Here is a 17,758-nt window from a genome sequence, read left to right on the forward strand (position 1 = left end):
AACGGCCCGGCCGCCAAAACCGCGCAGAATCCGCCGCGGCCGAAGCCTCGGCTGCCTGGAGAGAGACAGATGCGGATCGCGATGGATGGATGGGTGGCGCGTGGCCTGGGCGCGGCCCTGCTGAGCCTGGTGCTGACGCAGGCGCACGCGCAGAACGTGGCCCGCGTCAAGCCTGGTGGCACGCGCGCCGTCGCGGCGGTGGCCGTGCAGCCGCAGGCCGTGCGCGAGCTGGGCGGCATCGAGGAATACCGCCTGCCCAACGGCCTGCAGATCCTGCTGTTCCCCGACGCCACGCAGACGACGACCACCGTCAACATCACCTACCGCGTCGGCAGCCGCCATGAGGCGCCGGGCGAGTACGGCATGGCCCACCTGCTGGAGCACATGGTGTTCAAGGGCACTGAGCGACAGCGCGACATTCCCGGCGCCATGGCACAGCGCGGCGTGCGCTTCAACGGCACGACGACGACCGACCGCACGAACTACTTCGCCAGCTTCAACGCCAACGCCGACACGCTGGCCTTCCTGCTGGATCTGGAAGCCGACCGCATGGTGAACAGCCGGGTGGCCAAGGCCGACCTGGACACCGAGATGACGGTGGTGCGCAACGAGTTCGAGCGCGGCGAGAACCAGCCATTCGGCGTGCTGGCGCAGCGCGTCAACGCGGCGGCCTTCGCCTGGCACCCTTACGGCCACGCCACCATCGGGCCCAAGAGCGACATCGAGAACGTGCCCATCGAGAAGCTGCAGGGCTTCTACAAGCGCTACTACCGGCCCGACAACGCAACGCTGCTGATCGCCGGCAGCTTCGACAAGGCGGCCACGCTGGCGCTGATCGGCCGGCACTTCGGCCCGCTGGCCCGGCCCACCACGCCCATCCCGCAGCCGTACACGGTGGAGCCGCCGCAGGACGGCGAGCGCAGCGTGGTCGTGCGCCGCGTCGGCGGCCAGCCGATGCTGCTGGCGGCCTACCACGTGCCCGCCATCACGCACCCGGATACACCGGCGCTCATCGTCTACGGCCTGCTGATGAGCCTGCAGCCCAGCGGTCAGCTGTACAAGCAGCTGGTGGAGACCAAGCTGGCCGTGGCCGCCGGGCTGGGCGGTGCCGGCGGCGTGGACCCCGGCGTGGCCAACGCGTTCGCGGCGCTGGCGCCCGGGGCGGACGTCGACAAGGTCGAGAAGCTGCTGCTGGACCTCGCCGAAGGCCGCGATGCCAAGCCGTTCGACGAGAGCGAGCTGGCGCGCGTGCGCGACATCGCCGTCAACAGCTACCGCCAGCAGATGAAGAACCCCGAGGCGCTGATCCAGCAGATCTCCGGCCTCATTGCGGCCGGCGACTGGCGGCTGCTGTTCCAGCTGATGGAAGACATCCCCAAGGTCACGCTGGCCGACGTGGCGCGCGTGCGCGCGGCCTACTTCAGGCCGGCCAACCGCACGCTGGGCCGCTACCTGCCGGCGGCGGCTGTCGAGCGGGTCGCGATCCCGCCTGCGCCGCCGCTGGCGCAGCGCCTGGCCGCGCTGCAGGGCCCGCCCAAGGTCGAGGCTGGCGAGCAGCTGGCGCCAGTGCCGGCGGTGCTGGAGTCGCGCACGACGCGCACCACGCTGCCCAGCGGCATGGCGCTGCACACGCTGCAGAAGCAGACGCGCGGCAACAGCGTCGTGCTGCAGATGCAGCTGCGCTGGGGTGAGCGCGATGCCACCTACGCGCGCCGCGGCACTGAGTTCGTCGGCCAGCTGATGGACGAGGGCAGCCAGGGCTACACGCGCCAGCAGCTTCAGGACGCGCTGATCAAGCTGCGCGCCAGCCTCAACATCGTCAGCCACGACCAGGGCGCCAGCATCTACCTGAGCGCCGAGCGCGACACGCTGCTGCCCGCGCTGCGCGTGGCCGCCGATGCGCTGCGCCGGCCGCTGCTGCCGCAGGATGCCTTCGACCGCGACCTCAAGGCTGCGGTGGCCAGCATCGAGGCCTCGCGCCAGGAGCCCGGCGTGCTGCGCCAGGAGGCCACCCGCGGCCACTACAACCGGGCGCGTGGCGTCAGCCTCGGCCACCCCGACTACGTGATGGGCGTGGACGAGCGCCTGGCCGAGCTGCGCGGCACGACGCTGGACGACGTGCGGCGCTTCTACGCCGACTACTGGAGCGCCAACGAGGCCCAGGTCAGCGTCGTTGGTGCCTTGCCCGACGGGCTGGCTGCCGAGCTTGAGCAGTTGTTCGGCGACTGGAAGCAGCCCGCCGCGCCCAAGTTCGTGCGCCATGTGCCGCGCCATGTGGATGTGCCGCCGGCACGCTTCGACGCCATCGCCCGCGACAAGGACAACGCCATCGTGCGCCTGCACCAGACGCTGCCGCTGAACGCCGAGGACGCCGACCACGACGCGCTGGAGCTGGCCGTGCATGTCTTCGGCGGTGGCGGTCTGGAGAGCCGGCTGTCCGAGCGCGTGCGCCAGAAGGAAGGCCTGACCTACGGCATTGGCGCCTCGCTGGGTGCTGGCCACTGGGGCAACGCGGGCAGCTTCGCCATCCAGGCCAGCTTTGCGCCCGACAAGCGCGAGCGCGTCATCGCCGTTGTGCAGGAAGAGGTGGCCCGCATGGCGCGTGACGGCCTCACGGCGGCCGAGCTGGCGCGGGCCAAGCACGACATCCTCGAAGGCCGCAAGCAGAGCCGGGCCGACACCGGGGCGCTGGCCGGCAGCCTGGCCGGCATGGCCGAGCGCGGCGAGACCTGGGCGCGCGCGCAGCAGCGCGACGAGCGGCTGGCGGCCATCACCGTCGAGCAGGCCAACGCCGCTTGGCGCAAGCACATCCGCGCAGACGCCTTCATCATTTCCACGGCGGGCGACTTCAAGGCCCCTTGAGGTCGCGACAGTTCCTGTCCAGCCACGCACCGGAGCACACCATGAAAGTCGAGCCCTACCTGTTCTTCAATGGCCAGTGCGAGGAGGCCATCGCGTTCTACCAGCGGGCGCTGGGCGCCACCGTCGAATTCATGATGCGCTACGGCGAGAGCCCGGAGCCGCCGCCCGAGGGCACGCTGCCGCCGGGCTCGGCGCACAAGATCATGCATGCGTCGCTGTGCATCGGCGAGGCGCGGTTCATGGTGGCTGACGACGTCTACAGCGGCGAGGGCGGCTTCAAGGGCTTCTCGCTGTCGCTGGACTTTGCCGATGAAGCCGCTGCGCGGGCGGTGTTCGCGGCGCTGGCCGACGGCGGCCAGGTGAGCATGCCGCTGGGCAAGACCTTCTGGTCGCCGCTGTTCGGCATGGTGAGCGACCGCTTCGGCGTGGGCTGGATGGTGAGCGTCGCGGGCGGCGCGGCGTGATCGCGCTGGCGCCCCATCTGCGGGCCGATTGCTCGGCCTGCGTGGCGCTGTGCTGCGTCATCCCGCCGTTTGACGCCGTGCAGGGCTTCGGCTTCGACAAGCCGGCCGAGACGCCATGCCGCCACCTGTGCGATGACCACCGCTGCGGCATCCATGCCGAGCTGATCCCGCAGGGCTTCAGCGGCTGCGTTGCCTTCGATTGCCTGGGCGCGGGCCAGCGCCTCACGGCCCTGGCACGAGAGCGCTTTGGCGATGCCGACTGGCGTGCCCGGCCGGAGGTGGCGCGCTGGCTGTACGCGGCCTATCCGCGGGTGCGCCAGGCGCAGGAGTGGCTGGCCCAGCTGAGCCTGGCCGCGGCGGTGTCCGGGGAGGCTGCGCTCGCCAGCTTGGCTGCGGCCCTGGACGGCGAGGCCGGGCGCTGGCCTGACTGGACGTTGCAAGAGCAGGCGGCCTGGCGCGACCGTGTGCGCGCGGCACTGGCGCCGCTGGCGGAAAATCGCCGCCCAAGGAGTTGAAGTGATGGATGCACACCAGGGTGACGGCAACAGCGAAATGACGGGAGCGACGCATGGCGCTGCTGTCTGAGTTCGTCGAGCCCAAATGGCAGCGCCGCCGTGGGCTGCGCAAGATCCACCTCGTGGCCGTGCTGGCCGCGATCGCGGCGGCCGGGCTGGTGCTGCACATGTTCAGCGAGTTCGGTGTGCTGGACCTGGGTGACGACGGCGGCGAGCGCCAGCTGGTGGCCACGGTCGACCTGCGGCTGGGCACACCGGCGCTGTCGCGCGAGCGGGGCGAGGCCTGGGCGCGCAATGACGTGAAGGCCGGCGCGCTGAAGCTGCTGCGCGTGGGCCCGGCACCGGGCAAGGCCGAGACGGCCCGCGCCGAGCGCATGAAGCAGCGCTACGGTGTGGACTGGCTCACCCACAGCGAGCAGGTCACGCCGCTGACCACGGCCTATGCCGAGGGCTACAACAGCGTGATGCGCACCGAGATTGAGCGCCGCCACGGCAAGGACGTGGCCGACGGGCTGCTGGGCTTCGAGGCGGCTTCGTCGCCGCGCTGAGTGCCCCGCAGCGTCATGTTGGCGCCTGCGCCAGCGCGCGCAGCTTCTGCACCGTGGCCCAGTTGCGGGTGGTGCCGGCGTCGCCCAGTTGCTTGAGCAACTGCACCGCCGCTTTGCTTTGCAGAATGCCGTTGCCGCACCACAGGTAGGCAGCGTGCGGTGTCACGACGAACTGCTCGCCGTCGGCCGCGACGACGGCGGCAGCGGCCTGCAGCGCGGCATCACTCGCGGTGATGGCCACCAGCAGCCGGCTGGGATCGTCTGCGCCGGCCAGCGGCGGCACCGTCGCGATGGCGGCCCACTCGGCGGCCGTCTTCAGGATGACGGCCGCATCCACGCCGAGTTGCTCGCGCACGGCGCTGCGGATGCGGTCGGCGCTCATGCGGCCGGGCATGTCGAACACCGCATTGCCGCTGTTCAGCAGCGTGCTCACCCGCGTGGCGCCCAGCGAGGCGAGCAGGGTTTTGAGGTCCGCCATGGCCAGGCGCTTGGCCTTGCCGACGTTGATGCCGCGCCAGAGGGCGATGGTGCGCATGGGTCAGTTGTCGAAGTTGCTGCAGGGCCAGTCGCGGCCCGCGGGCGAGCCCGCGCGCCCGATCTGGCAGCGTTCAGGCCATGCCCTGGTGGCGCAGCAGCGCGTCGATCTGCGGCTCGCGGCCGCGGAACGCCTTGAAGTTGTCGATCGCGTCGCGCGCGCCGCCCTGCGCCAGCACCTCGGTCAGGAAGCGCTGGCCCGTGGCTGCGTTGAACACGCCTTCCTCCTCGAAGGCGCTCCAGGCATCGGCGCTCAGCAGCTCGGCCCACTTGTAGCTGTAGTAGCCGGCCGCGTAGCCGCCCGCAAAGATGTGGCTGAAGCTGTGCTGGAAGCGGTTGAATGCCGGCGGCACAAGCACGGCCACCTCGGCCCGCACCTCGTCCAGCACGCGCTGCACGTCGGCCTCGGCGCCCGGCTCGCCGTGCAGCCGCATGTCGAACAGCGAGAACTCGATCTGGCGCAGCGTCTGCAGGCCGCTCTGGAAGTTCTTGGCCGCGATCATCTTGTCGAACAGCTCGCGCGGCAGCGGCTCAGCGCTGTCCACATGGCCGCTCAGCTGCTGCAGCACGTCCCATTCCCAGCAGAAGTTCTCCATGAACTGGCTGGGCAGCTCGACGGCGTCCCATTCCACGCCGGAGATGCCGGACACGCCCAGGTCGTTCACCTGCGTCAGCATGTGGTGCAGGCCGTGGCCGAACTCGTGGAACAGCGTGATGACGTCGTCGTGCGTCAGCAGCGCCGGCTTGTCGCCGACGGGGCTGGCGAAGTTGCACACCAGGTGTGCCACCGGCAGCTGCTGCTCGCCGGTGGGCTTGAGCCAGCGGCTGCGCACGCCGTCCATCCAGGCGCCGGGCCGCTTGCCCGGGCGGGCGTAGAGGTCCAGGTAGAAGCCAGCCACGGGCTGACCGGCGCAGCTGAGCTGGAAGTAGCGCACCGTGTCGTGCCAGACGGGCGCGGCGGCTTCTGTGATCTGCACCGAGAACAGCCGCTCGATGATGCTGAACAGGCCGGCCACGACCTTGGGCGCCGTGAAGTACTGCTTGACCGTCTGGTCGCTGAAGGCGTAGCGGGCCTCCTTGAGCTTCTCGCTCCAGTAAGACACATCCCAGCTTTCCAGCGGCTGGCCCTTGGAAAAGTCACGCAACTCGGCCAGGTCCTTTTCGGCGAAGGGGCGCGCGCGCCGGGCGAGGTCGCGCAGGAAGCTCGTGACTTCGGCAGGCGACGAGGCCATCTTGGGCGCCAGCGACACCTCGGCAAAGTTGGCGTAGCCCAGCAGCCGGGCCTCTTCCTGGCGGAGGGCCACGATCTCGCGCATGGCGCCGGTGTTGTCCCACTCGGGCTTGCCGGCCTCGCTGGCGCGCGTCACGTAGGCGCGGTAAAGCGTCTCGCGTAGCGCGCGGTTCTCGGCGTACTGCATCACCGGCAGGTAGACCGGGAAGTGCAGCGTCAGCTTGTGGCCGCCGTCGTCCAGGCGGGTGGCGTCCAGCACGTCCTGCGGCACGCCGGCCAGTTCCTCGGCCGACGCGATGTGGTGCCAGCCGTCGGTGGCGTCCATCACATGCTCGCTGAACTGCTGCTGCAGTTCGGCGCTGCGTTCCTGGATGGCGGCATAGCGTGTGCGGGCCTCGCCTTGCAGCTCGGCGCCGGACAGCACGAAGTCGCGCACTGCGTGCTTCAGCGCCTGTCGGCGCGGCGCGCTCAGGTGTTTGCCCTGGGCGGCCAGCACGGCCTTGTACTTGGCGAACAGCGCCTCGTTGGCGCCCATGGCCGTGTAGAACTCGGTGACGGCCGGCAGCATGGCGTTGTAGGCCTCGCGCAGTGCCGGCGTGTCGGCCACGGCGTTGATATGGCCCACGGCGCCCCAGGCGGTACCCAGGCGCTCGGTGGCTGTGTCGAGGATGCCGGACAGCGTGTCGTAATCAGCCGGCGTGTCGGGCTTGACGGCTTCATCCAGCGCCGCCTGGGCGGCAGCCAGCAGTTCCTGGATGGCCGGCTGCACATGCTCCGGGCGGATGGCCGCGAAGTCGGGCAGGGCGGCGGTGGAGAGCAGGGGATTGGTCATTTCAGCCATGTGTTGAGTCTCGCGCAGATTTCAAGCCGGCCGCGTTGCGGGCCGGCCATCGCGCGGCCGCCGGGGAACCGGCTTTGCCGGGCCTCTGGCGGCGCCTGCTTGAGGGGACTGAGGCCGGACACGAAGAGTCCTGAGGACTCTTTGTGCCTGCCGAAGGACAAAGCCTCTGGCTTCGGCACGGCGAAGCCGGTAGGGAGGGGCCTAGTCTGCGGCGCGTTCTGCGGATTCAAGCGTGTTGACCAGCAGCATGGCGATGGTCATCGGGCCGACCCCACCCGGCACCGGGGTGATCCAGCCGGCCACTTGCCGAACGCCGTCGAAGTCCACATCGCCGCAGAGCTTGCCCTCGTCGTTGCGGTTCATGCCCACATCGATGACGACCGCGCCGGGCTTGACCATGTCGGCCGTCAGCACGTTGCGCTTGCCCACCGCAGCGACGATGACGTCGGCCTGGCGCGTCATGGCGCCCAGGTCAGCGGTGCCGCTGTGGCAGACGGTGACGGTGGCGTTGGCGGCCAGCAGCATCATGGCCATGGGCTTGCCGACGATGTTGCTGCGGCCGATGACGACTGCGTGCTTGCCCTTGAGGTTGCCCATGCCAATGCTCTCCAGCATCTTCATGCAGCCATAGGGTGTGCAGGCCTTGAAGCCTTGCTCGCCCACCATCAGCGCACCGGCGCTGGCGACGTGGAAGCCGTCTACGTCCTTGGCGGGCGAGATGGCCTCGATGACCTTGTGATCGTCGATGTGCTTGGGCAGCGGCAGCTGCACGAGGATGCCGTGAATCGTCGGGTCGTTGTTCAGCGCGTCCACGCGGGCCAGCAGCTCGGCTTCGGTCATCGTCGCGTCGTACTTTTCCAGCACCGAGTGGATGCCGGCTTCCTCGCAAGCCTTGACCTTGTTGCGCACGTAGACCTGGCTGGCTGGGTTGTCGCCCACCAGCACGACGGCCAGACCCGGGCGCTTGCCCTGGGCGGTGAGGGCGGCGGCGCGGGCGGCGACGTCGGCGCGGGTCTGCTTGGCGAGGGCGAGGCCGTCGATCAGTTGGGCGGTCATGGTCAAACTCCTAAATGCAAAGAGGCCGCATGCTGCGGCCTCTGTGTGTGAGTGGATGGGTCAGGCCTTCGCCGTGGCACCCAGCGCGATCTTGAGCAGGTCGGCCACGGTGTTGGCGTTGAGCTTCTCCATGATGTTGGCGCGGTGCGCCTCCACGGTCTTGATGCTGATGCCGAGGTCGTCGGCGATCTGCTTGTTCAGGCGGCCGGCGACGATGCGCTCCAGCACCTGGGCTTCGCGGGTGGTGAGGCGGGCCAGCAGCGCGTCGCGGCTGGCAGCTTCCTGGTGGCTGGAGAAAGCGTCGCGGGCCTGGTCGAGCATGCGCTCCACCAGCGCCAGCAGCTCTTCTTCCTTGAAGGGTTTCTCGATGAAGTCCATCGCGCCCTTCTTCATGGTCTGCACGGCCATGGGCACGTCGCCGTGGCCGGTGATGAAGACGATGGGCAGCGGGCTCTTGCGCTCGATGAGGCGGTCCTGCAGCTCCAGGCCGGTCATGCCGTCCATGCGGATGTCGGCGATCAGGCAGGCCACCTCGCGGGGGTCGTAGCGGGTCAGGAAGGACTCGGCGGAGTCAAAGCACTTGACCCGGTAGTCCTTGCCCTCGAGCAGCCATTGCAGGGAGTCGCGGACCGCTTCGTCGTCATCGACAACGTAGACGTTGCCCTTCTTGGGGATCAGGCTCATGGTGTGGTGGGTTCTGTTCTCTGAGCGCCGCCGGCGTTGGCCGCCGAGGTGTCCGCACGCAGGTGTTCTGAGGTGATGGTGACCGGGATCGTGAAGGCGAATCGGCACCCAACGACAAGGCCTCCATTGTAGAGGTTCTCTGCTTTTATCCGGCCCTGGTGGGACTCGACGATAGACCGGCATAACCCTAATCCGATGCCCAGGCCGTCAGCCTTGGTGGAGAAGAAGGCCTCGTACATGCGGGCCAGCACTTCATCCGGCAAGCCGGGGCCCATGTCGGTCACCGAGAACTCGATGTGGCCGCCCAGCTCGGCGCTGTGCTTGGGCACGACGCGCAGCTCGATGTGGCGCCGCGAGGTGGGTAGCGACGCGTTGTCGATGGCCTCGGCGGCGTTCTTCAGCAGGTTCATCAGCACCTGCTCGATGAGGATGGGGTCCACCATCATCTGCGGCAGGCGCTGGGCCACGTAGGTGTGGATGGCCACGTTGCGGCGGCGCAGCTCGATGCCGGCCAGCTCCACCGCGTCCTCGACGATGTCGGTCGCGTGCGAGGGCTGGCGCTGCGGCTCGCTGCGCTTCACGAAGTTGCGGATGCGGTGAATGATCTGGCCGGCGCGCTGGGCCTGCTTGGCGGTCTTCTCCAGCGCGGCGAGCAGGTCGTCCTTCTGGATGGCGTCGTTGCGCACGCGGCTGACCATGCCGTTGCAGTAGTTGGTGATGGCGGTCAGCGGCTGGTTCAGTTCGTGCGCGACGCTGGAGGCCATTTCGCCCATGGTCATCAGCCGGCTCGTCACCTGGGCCTTTTCGGCCTGCAGCGCGGCCTGCGCCTCGGCGTGGCGGCGCATGGTGATGTCGGTGGCGATCAGCATCTGCGCCAGGCGCCCGTCGGTCCACTGCAGGTAGCGGGCGCGCACGTCAAACCACATGGCCAGCGACTCGACGTAGACCTCGCGCGGGTCCGAGCCCAGGTCGGTCAGCGCCTCGGCGGGCAGGCCGGAGTAGTCATCCACCTCGTCATCGGCGCCATCGTCCAGGCCGCGCCGGCTGGTGGTGCCGGCCAGCTGGCCACCCGCCAGCAGCGCGTGGCCGGCGGGGTCGGCGCCGAACCAGAGGCGATAGCTGCGGTTGGCGAACAGCAGTTCCGGCGGCTGCACGGACAGCACCGACACCGCGGCGTCCAGCCCTTCCAGCACGGTGGTGAAGCGCTCGTGCGACGCGGACAGCTGGTCGCGCACGCGCTTGGCCTCGGTGATGTTGGTCATCGAGGTCATCCAGCCGGTCTGCTTGCCCTTGGCGTCCACCAGCGGCGACACGTAGACGCGGGCATCGAACTGGCTGCCGTCCTTGCGTTGGATCTTGACCTCCACGCCGCCCGAGGGGCTGCGGCCCTGCAGCTCCTGCTGCAGCAGGCGGGCGTTTTCCTCGCGGCGGTCATTGGGCCAGAAGGGGTAGGGCGGCGTGCGGCCGACGAGGTCGGCCTCCGAGAACCCGGTCATCGCGCAGAAGGCCGGGTTCACGTAGGTGATGCGCGTGTCCATGTCCATGGCGCGCATGCCGGTCAGCATGGAGTTCTCCATGGCGCGGCGGAAATTGGTCTCCAGCGTCAGCGCGTTCTGGATCTGCGTGCGGCGGCGCATGTGGCGCCAGGTGCCCAGCAGCATCCAGACCGTCATGCCGGCCAGCGCCAGCACCAGCCAGAACAGCGCGTTGTTGATGAGGCCGATGGAGGTGCGCCAGCCCTGGCCGCGCAGCACCAGCCCGTTCAGCGCCGGGGCCAGCGGCACGTCGTGCAGCAGCGACGCGCGGCGCAAGACCTGCCCCGGCATCGGCGTGACGGTGCTGGCGACGACCTGGTCGGCCGCGTCCAGCACGGCAATGCTGTGTCGCGTGGCGACCTCGCTGGGCACGTAATAGCGCAGCAGTGCTTCCACCGTGTACTCGGCAATCAGCACGCCGGCGAAGCCGCCGCGGTCGATCAGCGGGATGTGGATCTGGAAGACCGTGATGCCATTGGCGTCGGTGAACGGCGGCGAGTAGACGGGCTGGCGGCGGTCCTTGGCGGCCTCGAAGGCGATGGCGGCTGCGTTGGACTGGTTGGGCACCGGCATGGACGGGTCGTTGCCGTCGGTGGACATCAGGCCGTCGGCCTGGAAGCCGGCCGCGCCGACGCTGCTGCGGCGTTCGCGCTTGGCGCTGAGCCAGGTCACATGCGTCAGCTCGGGGCGCTCGCGCGCGAACGCCTGCGCCTGCGCGGAGAACTCATGGGCGTCGATCTGCCGCGTGACCACCTCGCGGGCGATGCGCACCAGTTGCTCCTGGTTCTCGATCAGGCGCAGGCGGATCTGCTGCTGGGCGATCTCGGTGTCGCGCTTGACGGACTCGGTCTCGCGCTCGATCTCTTCGTTGCGCAGGTACCAGAAGGCCGAAATGATGGCCGCCAGAAACAGCAGCACCGAAATCAGCGGGCCCAGCGTGGCCAGGCGGTCCTGGCGTGACGGCGACTGCCGGAACCACCAGCTGGTGACCAGCCGGCGCAGCGGGGCGAGCAGGCGCTGGCTGCGGGCGCGGAGCTTGGGCGCGGGGGAGGCGTTGGGCATGCCGAATTATCCGGGCGCGTATTTAGGCTTAAAATTTCACGATAAGAAACGACCTCGCACAATTTGAGAAAATGCCGGGGGCTGTGCGACACTCCGCCCGCTCGCGGCGCCTGGCGTCCGCGCACGCCACTGCCAAGCCCCCCGTTTCACAGAACGTACCTGCCGCCCGTCAGAGGCGGCTCATGTAGGAGACCGGCCATGTCTGCCCAGCCGCAAGAGTTTCTCGGCGCCGCCGCGAACGACAACGATCCTCAGGAAACCAAGGAGTGGCTGGACGCCCTCTCCGCCGTCATCGATCGCGAAGGTGCCGAGCGCGCGCACTTCCTGATCGAGGAGATGCTGGAGCACGCCCGCCACCACAACATCGACCTGCCGTTCTCGGCCACCACCGGCTACGTCAACACCATTGCGCCGGACCAGGAAGCCCGCTGCCCCGGCAACATCCAGATCGAGAAGCGCCTGCGCGCCTACATGCGCTGGAACGCGATGGCCATGGTGGTGCGCGCCAACCGCCTGAACCCGGCGGACGGCGGTGACCTGGGCGGCCACATCGGCTCCTTCGCGTCGCTGGCGTCCATGCTGGGTGCCGGCTTCAACCACTTCTGGCACGCCGAGAGCGAGAACCACGGCGGTGACTGCCTCTACATCCAGGGCCACAGCGCGCCGGGCGTGTACGCCCGCGCCTTCCTGGAAGGCCGCCTGACCGAGGAGCAGCTGGACAACTTCCGCCAGGAAGTCGATGGCCAGGGCCTGTCCAGCTACCCGCACCCGAAGTTGATGCCCAACTTCTGGCAGTTCCCGACGGTGTCCATGGGCCTGGGCCCCTTGATGGCCATCTACCAGGCGCGTTTCCTGAAGTACCTGCACGCCCGCGGCATCGCCAACACCGAGAACCGCAAGGTTTGGGCCTTCATGGGCGACGGTGAAATGGACGAGCCGGAAAGCCTGGGCGCCATCGCCCTGGCCGCGCGCGAAGGCCTCGACAACCTCGTCTTCGTCGTCAACTGCAACCTGCAGCGCCTGGACGGCCCGGTGCGCGGCAACGGCAAGATCATCCAGGAGCTGGAAGGCGAGTTCCGCGGCAGCGGCTGGAACGTCATCAAGCTGATCTGGGGCAAGGGCTGGGACGAGCTGCTGGCGCGCGACAAGAGCGGCAAGCTCAAGCAGCTGATGATGGAAACGCTGGACGGCGACTACCAGGCCATGAAGGCCAACGACGGCGCCTTCATCCGCAAGAACTTCTTCGGCAAGTACCCCGAGACCGCCAAGCTCGTGGAGCACATGAGCGACGCCGAGATCTTTGAACTGCGCCGCGGCGGCCATGAGCCCGAGAAGGTGTACGCCGCCTTCGAGCGTGCCCACAACAACAAGACGGGCCAGCCCACCGTGCTGCTGGTCAAGACCGTCAAGGGCTACGGCATGGGCAAGGCCGGTGAAGGCAAGAACACCGTCCACCAGACCAAGAAGCTGACGGACGACGACATCAAGTACATCCGCGACCGCTTCAACATCCCGGTGCCGGACAGCGAGCTGCCCAAGATCCCGTACTACAAGCCGGCCGACGACACGCCGGAAATGCGCTACCTGCACGAGCGCCGCCAGGCCCTGGGCGGCTACCTGCCCAGCCGCCGCGCCAAGGCCGAAGAGCAGTTCACCGTGCCCGACCTGGCCACGTTCCAGGCCGTGCTGGACCCGACCGCCGAAGGCCGCGAGATCTCGACGACCCAGGCCTATGTGCGCTTCCTGACGCAGCTGCTGCGCGACAAGGCGCTGGGCCCGCGCGTCGTGCCCATCCTGGTGGACGAGGCCCGTACCTTCGGCATGGAAGGCCTGTTCCGCCAGATCGGCATCTACAACCCCAAGGGCCAGCTGTACACCCCGGTCGACAAGGACCAGGTGATGTACTACCGCGAAGACAAGGCCGGCCAGATCCTGCAGGAAGGCATCAACGAAGCCGGCGGCATGGCCAGCTGGATCGCTGCGGCGACGTCGTACTCGACGAACAACCGCGTGATGATCCCGTTCTACGTGTACTACTCGATGTTCGGCTTCCAGCGCATCGGTGACCTGGCCTGGGCGGCGGGCGACATGCAGGCGCGCGGCTTCCTGCTGGGCGGCACGTCGGGCCGCACGACGCTGAACGGCGAAGGCCTGCAGCACGAGGACGGCCACAGCCACATCCTGGCCGGCACGATTCCGAACTGCATCTCCTACGACCCGACCTTCGCGCACGAAGTGGCGGTCATCATGCAGCGCGGCCTCAAGCGCATGGTGGAAGACCAGGAAAACGTTTTCTACTACATCACGCTGCTGAACGAGAACTACCCGATGCCGGGCCTGAAGGCCGGCACCGAGGAGCAGATCCTCAAGGGCATGTACCTGCTGGAAGAGGCGGACGCGAGCAAGGCCGTCAGCGTCAACCTGCTGGGCTCGGGCACCATCCTGCGCGAAAGCCAGGCCGCCAAGATCCTGCTGGAAGAAGACTGGGGCATCAGCGCCAACGTGTGGAGCTGCCCGAGCTTCAACGAGCTGACCCGCGACGGCCAGAACGCCGAGCGCTGGAACATGCTGCACCCGACCGAGCTGGCCTGCGTGCCGTTCGTGACGCAGCAGCTGGGCCGCACGACCGGCCCGGTCATCGCCTCCACCGACTACATGAAGAACTACGCGGAGCAGATCCGCGCCTTCATCCCCAAGGGCCGTTCGTACAAGGTGCTGGGCACCGACGGCTTCGGCCGCTCGGACTTCCGCTCCAAGCTGCGCGCCCACTTCGAGGTGAACCGCCATTACATCGTCGTGGCCGCGCTGAAGTCGCTGGCCGACGAGGGCACCCTCCCGATGGCCAAGGTGGCCGAGGCGATCGCCAAGTACGGCATCGACGTCAACAAGATCAATCCTCTGTACGCGTAAAGCCGAGGGAGACAAGACATGGCATTGGTTGAAGTCCAAGTTCCCGACATCGGCGATTTCGACGAGGTCGGCGTCATCGAGGTGCTGGTCAAGGTTGGCGACACCGTCAAGGTCGAGCAGAGCCTGATCACCGTGGAGAGCGACAAGGCCTCGATGGAGATCCCGTCGTCGCAGGCCGGTGTGGTCAAGGAGATCAAGGTCGCCGTGGGCGACAAGGTCAAGCAGGGCAGCGTCGTTGTGGTGGTGGAGGCCGAAGGTGCCGCCGCTGCAGCGCCTGCGCCGGCTGCTGCGGCCCCGGCCCCGGCCCCTGGGGCTGCGGCGCCCGCCCCGGTGGCCGCGCCTGCCGCCGCGCCGGCTGCCGCCGGTGGCAGCGTCACCGTCGTCGTGCCGGACATCGGCGACTTCGACGAAGTGGCCGTCATCGAGGTACTGGTGAAGGTGGGCGACACCGTCAAGGTGGAGCAGAGCCTCATCACCGTCGAGAGCGACAAGGCGTCGATGGAGATCCCGTCCTCCACGGCCGGTGTCGTCGAGGAGCTGTTGGTCAAGCTGGGCGACAAGGTCGCCAAGGGCACGGCCCTGGCCCGCGTGAAGACGGTGGGCGGTGCGGCTGCCCCCGCCCCGGCGCTTGCTGCCGCTGCGCCTGCTGCTGCCGCGCCGGCGCCGGCCGCTGCCGCCCCCGTGCAGGCCGCCGTATCGGCCGCACCGGCCGTCGCGCTGCCGGCCCACCAGCCGACCGCGCCCACCGGCCAGCTGCCGCATGCGTCCCCCAGCATCCGCAAGCTCGCCCGCGAACTGGGTGTGCCGCTGGCTGAGGTCAAGGGCAGCGGCGCCAAGGGCCGCATCGTCGAGGCCGACATCCAGGGCTTCGTGAAGGCCGTCATGGCCGGCGCCGTGCAGACCGCTGCGCAGAAGGCCGTCGCGCCTGCCGCCGCGGCCGGCGGTGGTTCCGGCCTGAACGTGCTGGCCTGGCCCAAGGTGGACTTTGACAAGTTCGGCCCCACCGAGCGCAAGGAACTGTCCCGCATCAAGAAGATCTCGGGCGCCAACCTGCATCGCAACTGGGTGGTCATCCCGCACGTCACCAACCATGACGACGCGGACATCACCGAGCTGGAAGCCTTCCGCGTTCAGCTGAACAAGGAGAACGAGAAGGCCGGCATCAAGGTCACGATGCTCGCCTTCATGATCAAGGCAGCCGTCGCGGCGCTGAAGAAGTTCCCCGAGTTCAACAGCTCGCTCGATGGCGACACGCTCGTCCTGAAGAACTACTTCCACATCGGCTTCGCGGCCGACACGCCCAACGGCCTGGTCGTGCCGGTCATCAAGGACGCGGACAAGAAGGGCATCTTCCAGATCAGCGCCGAGATGTCGGAGCTGGCCAAGAAGGCTCGCGACGGCAAGCTGGGCCCGGCCGACATGAGCGGCGGCTGCTTCTCGATCTCGTCGCTCGGCGGCATCGGCGGCAAGTACTTCACGCCCATCATCAACGCGCCGGAAGTGGCCATCATGGGTGTGTGCAAGAGCTCGATCGAGCCCGTGTGGGACGGCAAGGCCTTCCAGCCGCGCCTGATCCTGCCGCTGTCGCTGAGCTGGGACCACCGCGTCATCGACGGCGCCGCGGCCGCACGGTTCAACGTCTACTTCGCGTCGCTGCTGGCGGACTTCCGCCGCATCGCCCTCTGATCGGGAGCAGGACCAATGGCACTCATTGAAGTTCAAGTTCCCGACATCGGCGACTTCGACGAAGTCGGCGTCATCGAGGTGCTGGTCAAGGCCGGCGACACCGTCAAGGTCGAGCAGAGCCTGATCACCGTCGAGAGCGACAAGGCCTCGATGGAGATTCCCTCCAGCGCCGCGGGCGTTGTGAAGGAGATCAAGGTCAAGCTGGGCGACAAGGTCAGCAAGGGCTCGGTCATCGTGTCGCTGGAAGCCGACGGTGCTGCGGCGCCCGCACCAGCGCCGGTCGCTGCGGCTCCTGCATCCGCTCCAGCACCGGCCGCTGCGCCGGTGCAGGCCCCCGCGGCCGCCACCTACAGCGGCAGCGCGGACCAGGCCTTTGATGTGGTCGTGCTGGGCGGCGGCCCCGGCGGCTACTCGGCCGCCTTCCGTGCGGCCGACCTGGGCCTGAAGGTCGCCCTCGTCGAGCGTTACGCGACGCTCGGCGGCGTGTGCCTGAACGTGGGTTGCATCCCGTCCAAGGCGCTGCTGCACGTCGCAGCCGTCATGGACGAGGCCTCGCACATGGCCGACCTGGGCGTCGTCTTCGGCGAGCCCACGGTGGACATCGACAAACTGCGCGCCCACAAGAACAAGGTCACCGGCAAGCTGACCGGCGGCCTCGCGGCGATGGCCAAGATGCGCAAGGTGACGGTGCTGCGCGGCGTCGGCTCGCTGCTGGATGCCCAGCACCTGAAGGTGGAAGCCACCGAAGGCGCCGTGGGCCAGGCCAAGACCGGCGCGGTGCAGACCGTGGCGTTCAAGCGCCTCATCATCGCGGCCGGTTCGCAGGCCGTGCGCCTGCCCTTCCTGCCCAACGACCCGCGCATCGTCGACTCGACCGGCGCGCTGGAAATGCAGGTCAAGCCCGAGAAGATGCTCATCGTCGGCGGCGGCATCATCGGCCTGGAAATGGGCACGGTGTACTCCACGCTGGGCGCGCGCCTGGACGTGGTCGAGATGCTGCCCACGCTGATGACGGGCGCCGACCGCGACCTCGTCAAGGTCTGGCAGAAGTTCAACCAGCACCGCTTCGACAACATCATGTTGAACACGAAGACGGTGGCGGCCGAAGCCAAGCCCGACGGCATTTACGTGACCTTCGAAGGCGAAGGCGCGCCCAAGGAGCCGCAGCGTTACGACCTGGTGCTGCAGGCCGTGGGCCGCACGCCCAACGGCAAGAAGATCGGCGCCGAGAACGCCGGCGTCATCGTGGGTGACCGCGGCTTCATCCCGGTGGATGTGCAGATGCGCACCAACGTGCCCAGCGTGTTCGCCATCGGCGACATCGTCGGCCAGCCCATGCTGGCCCACAAGGCGGTGCACGAGGGCCACGTGGCGGCGGAAGTCTGCGCCGGCGAGATCCTGGGCGACGACAAGCTCAAGAAGAGCCAGTTCGACGCCCGCGTGATTCCGAGCGTGGCCTACACCGACCCCGAGGTGGCCTGGGTGGGCATGACCGAGGACGAGGCCAAGGCCAAAGGCATCAAGTTCACCAAGGGCCTGTTCCCCTGGACGGCCTCCGGCCGGGCGATTGCCAACGGCCGCGACGAAGGCTTCACCAAGCTGATCTTCGACGAGGAAAGCCACCGCATCATCGGCGGCGGCATCGTCGGCACGCATGCCGGCGACATGATCGGCGAGATCGCGCTGGCCATCGAGATGGGCGCTGATGCGGTGGACATCGGCAAGACCATCCACCCGCACCCGACGCTGGGCGAGAGCCTGGGCATGGCGGCGGAAGTGGCGCACGGCTCCTGCACGGACGTGCCGCCGGTGCGTAAGAAGTAAGCCGCA

The 17,758-nt window shown here is 68.5% G+C and carries 12 protein-coding genes; 7 read left to right on the forward strand and 5 right to left on the reverse strand.

Features of this window, described 5'->3' with window-relative positions; genetic code table 11:
• Positions 1-69 precede the first annotated feature (69 nt).
• Genes NYO99_RS02350 through NYO99_RS02365 form a run of 4 tightly spaced genes read left to right on the forward strand, consistent with a single transcriptional unit; the run spans position 70 to position 4,389 of the window.
• Entirely contained in the window at positions 70-2,862 is a 2,793-nt protein-coding gene (locus NYO99_RS02350) for a M16 family metallopeptidase (RefSeq protein WP_268165492.1), read from the forward strand.
• A 41-nt stretch (positions 2,863-2,903) separates the two neighbouring features.
• On the forward strand, positions 2,904-3,326 hold the full coding sequence (locus NYO99_RS02355) for a VOC family protein (RefSeq protein WP_268165493.1): 423 nt from the start codon (positions 2,904-2,906) through the stop codon (positions 3,324-3,326).
• The gene (locus NYO99_RS02360; protein ID WP_268165494.1) at positions 3,323-3,841 is read left to right on the forward strand and encodes a hypothetical protein; all 519 of its coding nucleotides are present in this window, start codon (positions 3,323-3,325) and stop codon (positions 3,839-3,841) included. Before NYO99_RS02355 ends, NYO99_RS02360 begins: the two co-directional genes overlap by 4 nt.
• A gap of 53 nt (positions 3,842-3,894) precedes the next feature.
• A complete protein-coding gene (locus NYO99_RS02365) occupies positions 3,895-4,389 on the forward strand; it encodes a hypothetical protein (RefSeq protein WP_268165495.1) in 495 nt (164 codons plus the stop codon).
• 13 nt (positions 4,390-4,402) lie between these two features.
• Here NYO99_RS02365 and NYO99_RS02370 read toward each other — a convergent pair whose 3' ends face one another.
• The 5 genes from NYO99_RS02370 to NYO99_RS02390 form a co-directional block, all read right to left on the reverse strand.
• Entirely contained in the window at positions 4,403-4,924 is a 522-nt protein-coding gene (locus NYO99_RS02370; RefSeq protein WP_268165496.1) for a DUF1697 domain-containing protein, read from the reverse strand.
• Positions 4,925-4,997: 73 nt separating this feature from the next.
• Positions 4,998-6,986, reverse strand: coding sequence for a M3 family metallopeptidase (locus tag NYO99_RS02375; RefSeq protein WP_268165497.1), 1,989 nt, complete (start codon positions 6,984-6,986; stop codon positions 4,998-5,000).
• A 210-nt stretch (positions 6,987-7,196) separates the two neighbouring features.
• Complete coding sequence (gene folD / locus NYO99_RS02380; protein ID WP_268165498.1) at positions 7,197-8,051, reverse strand: bifunctional methylenetetrahydrofolate dehydrogenase/methenyltetrahydrofolate cyclohydrolase FolD; 855 nt, start codon at positions 8,049-8,051, stop codon at positions 7,197-7,199.
• A 60-nt stretch (positions 8,052-8,111) separates the two neighbouring features.
• Complete coding sequence (locus NYO99_RS02385) at positions 8,112-8,735, reverse strand: response regulator transcription factor (RefSeq protein ID WP_268165499.1); 624 nt, start codon at positions 8,733-8,735, stop codon at positions 8,112-8,114.
• Entirely contained in the window at positions 8,732-11,332 is a 2,601-nt protein-coding gene (locus NYO99_RS02390; protein ID WP_268165500.1) for a PAS domain-containing sensor histidine kinase, read from the reverse strand. The genes NYO99_RS02385 and NYO99_RS02390 overlap by 4 nt, the downstream gene beginning before the upstream one ends.
• Positions 11,333-11,530: 198 nt before the next feature.
• On the opposite strand from NYO99_RS02390, the gene aceE reads away from it, so the two are divergent.
• The 3 genes from aceE to lpdA are packed head-to-tail and all read left to right on the forward strand — an operon-like array spanning position 11,531 to position 17,752.
• Positions 11,531-14,242, forward strand: coding sequence for a pyruvate dehydrogenase (acetyl-transferring), homodimeric type (gene aceE / locus NYO99_RS02395; RefSeq protein ID WP_268165501.1), 2,712 nt, complete (start codon positions 11,531-11,533; stop codon positions 14,240-14,242).
• A gap of 18 nt (positions 14,243-14,260) precedes the next feature.
• On the forward strand, positions 14,261-15,928 hold the full coding sequence (gene aceF / locus NYO99_RS02400) for a dihydrolipoyllysine-residue acetyltransferase (RefSeq protein WP_268165502.1): 1,668 nt from the start codon (positions 14,261-14,263) through the stop codon (positions 15,926-15,928).
• A 15-nt stretch (positions 15,929-15,943) separates the two neighbouring features.
• Positions 15,944-17,752, forward strand: a complete 1,809-nt coding sequence (lpdA, locus tag NYO99_RS02405) for a dihydrolipoyl dehydrogenase (RefSeq protein WP_268165503.1) — start codon at positions 15,944-15,946, stop codon at positions 17,750-17,752.
• Positions 17,753-17,758: the final 6 nt, after the last annotated feature.

Source organism: Roseateles hydrophilus, assembly GCF_026712245.1.
Lineage (GTDB): Bacteria > Pseudomonadota > Gammaproteobacteria > Burkholderiales > Burkholderiaceae_C > Pelomonas > Pelomonas hydrophilus.

Bases quoted from the DNA above. Each gene is read 5' to 3' on its own strand.
- NYO99_RS02370 (WP_268165496.1), bottom strand. From the start codon at position 4,924: ATGCGCACCATCGCCCTCTGGCGCGGCATCAACGTCGGCAAGGCCAAG.
- NYO99_RS02350 (WP_268165492.1), top strand. From the start codon at position 70: ATGCGGATCGCGATGGATGGATGGGTGGCGCGTGGCCTGGGCGCGGCC.
- aceF (WP_268165502.1), top strand. From the start codon at position 14,261: ATGGCATTGGTTGAAGTCCAAGTTCCCGACATCGGCGATTTCGACGAG.
- NYO99_RS02390 (WP_268165500.1), bottom strand. From the start codon at position 11,332: ATGCCCAACGCCTCCCCCGCGCCCAAGCTCCGCGCCCGCAGCCAGCGC.
- folD (WP_268165498.1), bottom strand. From the start codon at position 8,051: ATGACCGCCCAACTGATCGACGGCCTCGCCCTCGCCAAGCAGACCCGC.
- NYO99_RS02365 (WP_268165495.1), top strand. From the start codon at position 3,895: ATGGCGCTGCTGTCTGAGTTCGTCGAGCCCAAATGGCAGCGCCGCCGT.
- lpdA (WP_268165503.1), top strand. From the start codon at position 15,944: ATGGCACTCATTGAAGTTCAAGTTCCCGACATCGGCGACTTCGACGAA.
- NYO99_RS02355 (WP_268165493.1), top strand. From the start codon at position 2,904: ATGAAAGTCGAGCCCTACCTGTTCTTCAATGGCCAGTGCGAGGAGGCC.
- NYO99_RS02375 (WP_268165497.1), bottom strand. From the start codon at position 6,986: ATGACCAATCCCCTGCTCTCCACCGCCGCCCTGCCCGACTTCGCGGCC.
- NYO99_RS02385 (WP_268165499.1), bottom strand. From the start codon at position 8,735: ATGAGCCTGATCCCCAAGAAGGGCAACGTCTACGTTGTCGATGACGAC.
- aceE (WP_268165501.1), top strand. From the start codon at position 11,531: ATGTCTGCCCAGCCGCAAGAGTTTCTCGGCGCCGCCGCGAACGACAAC.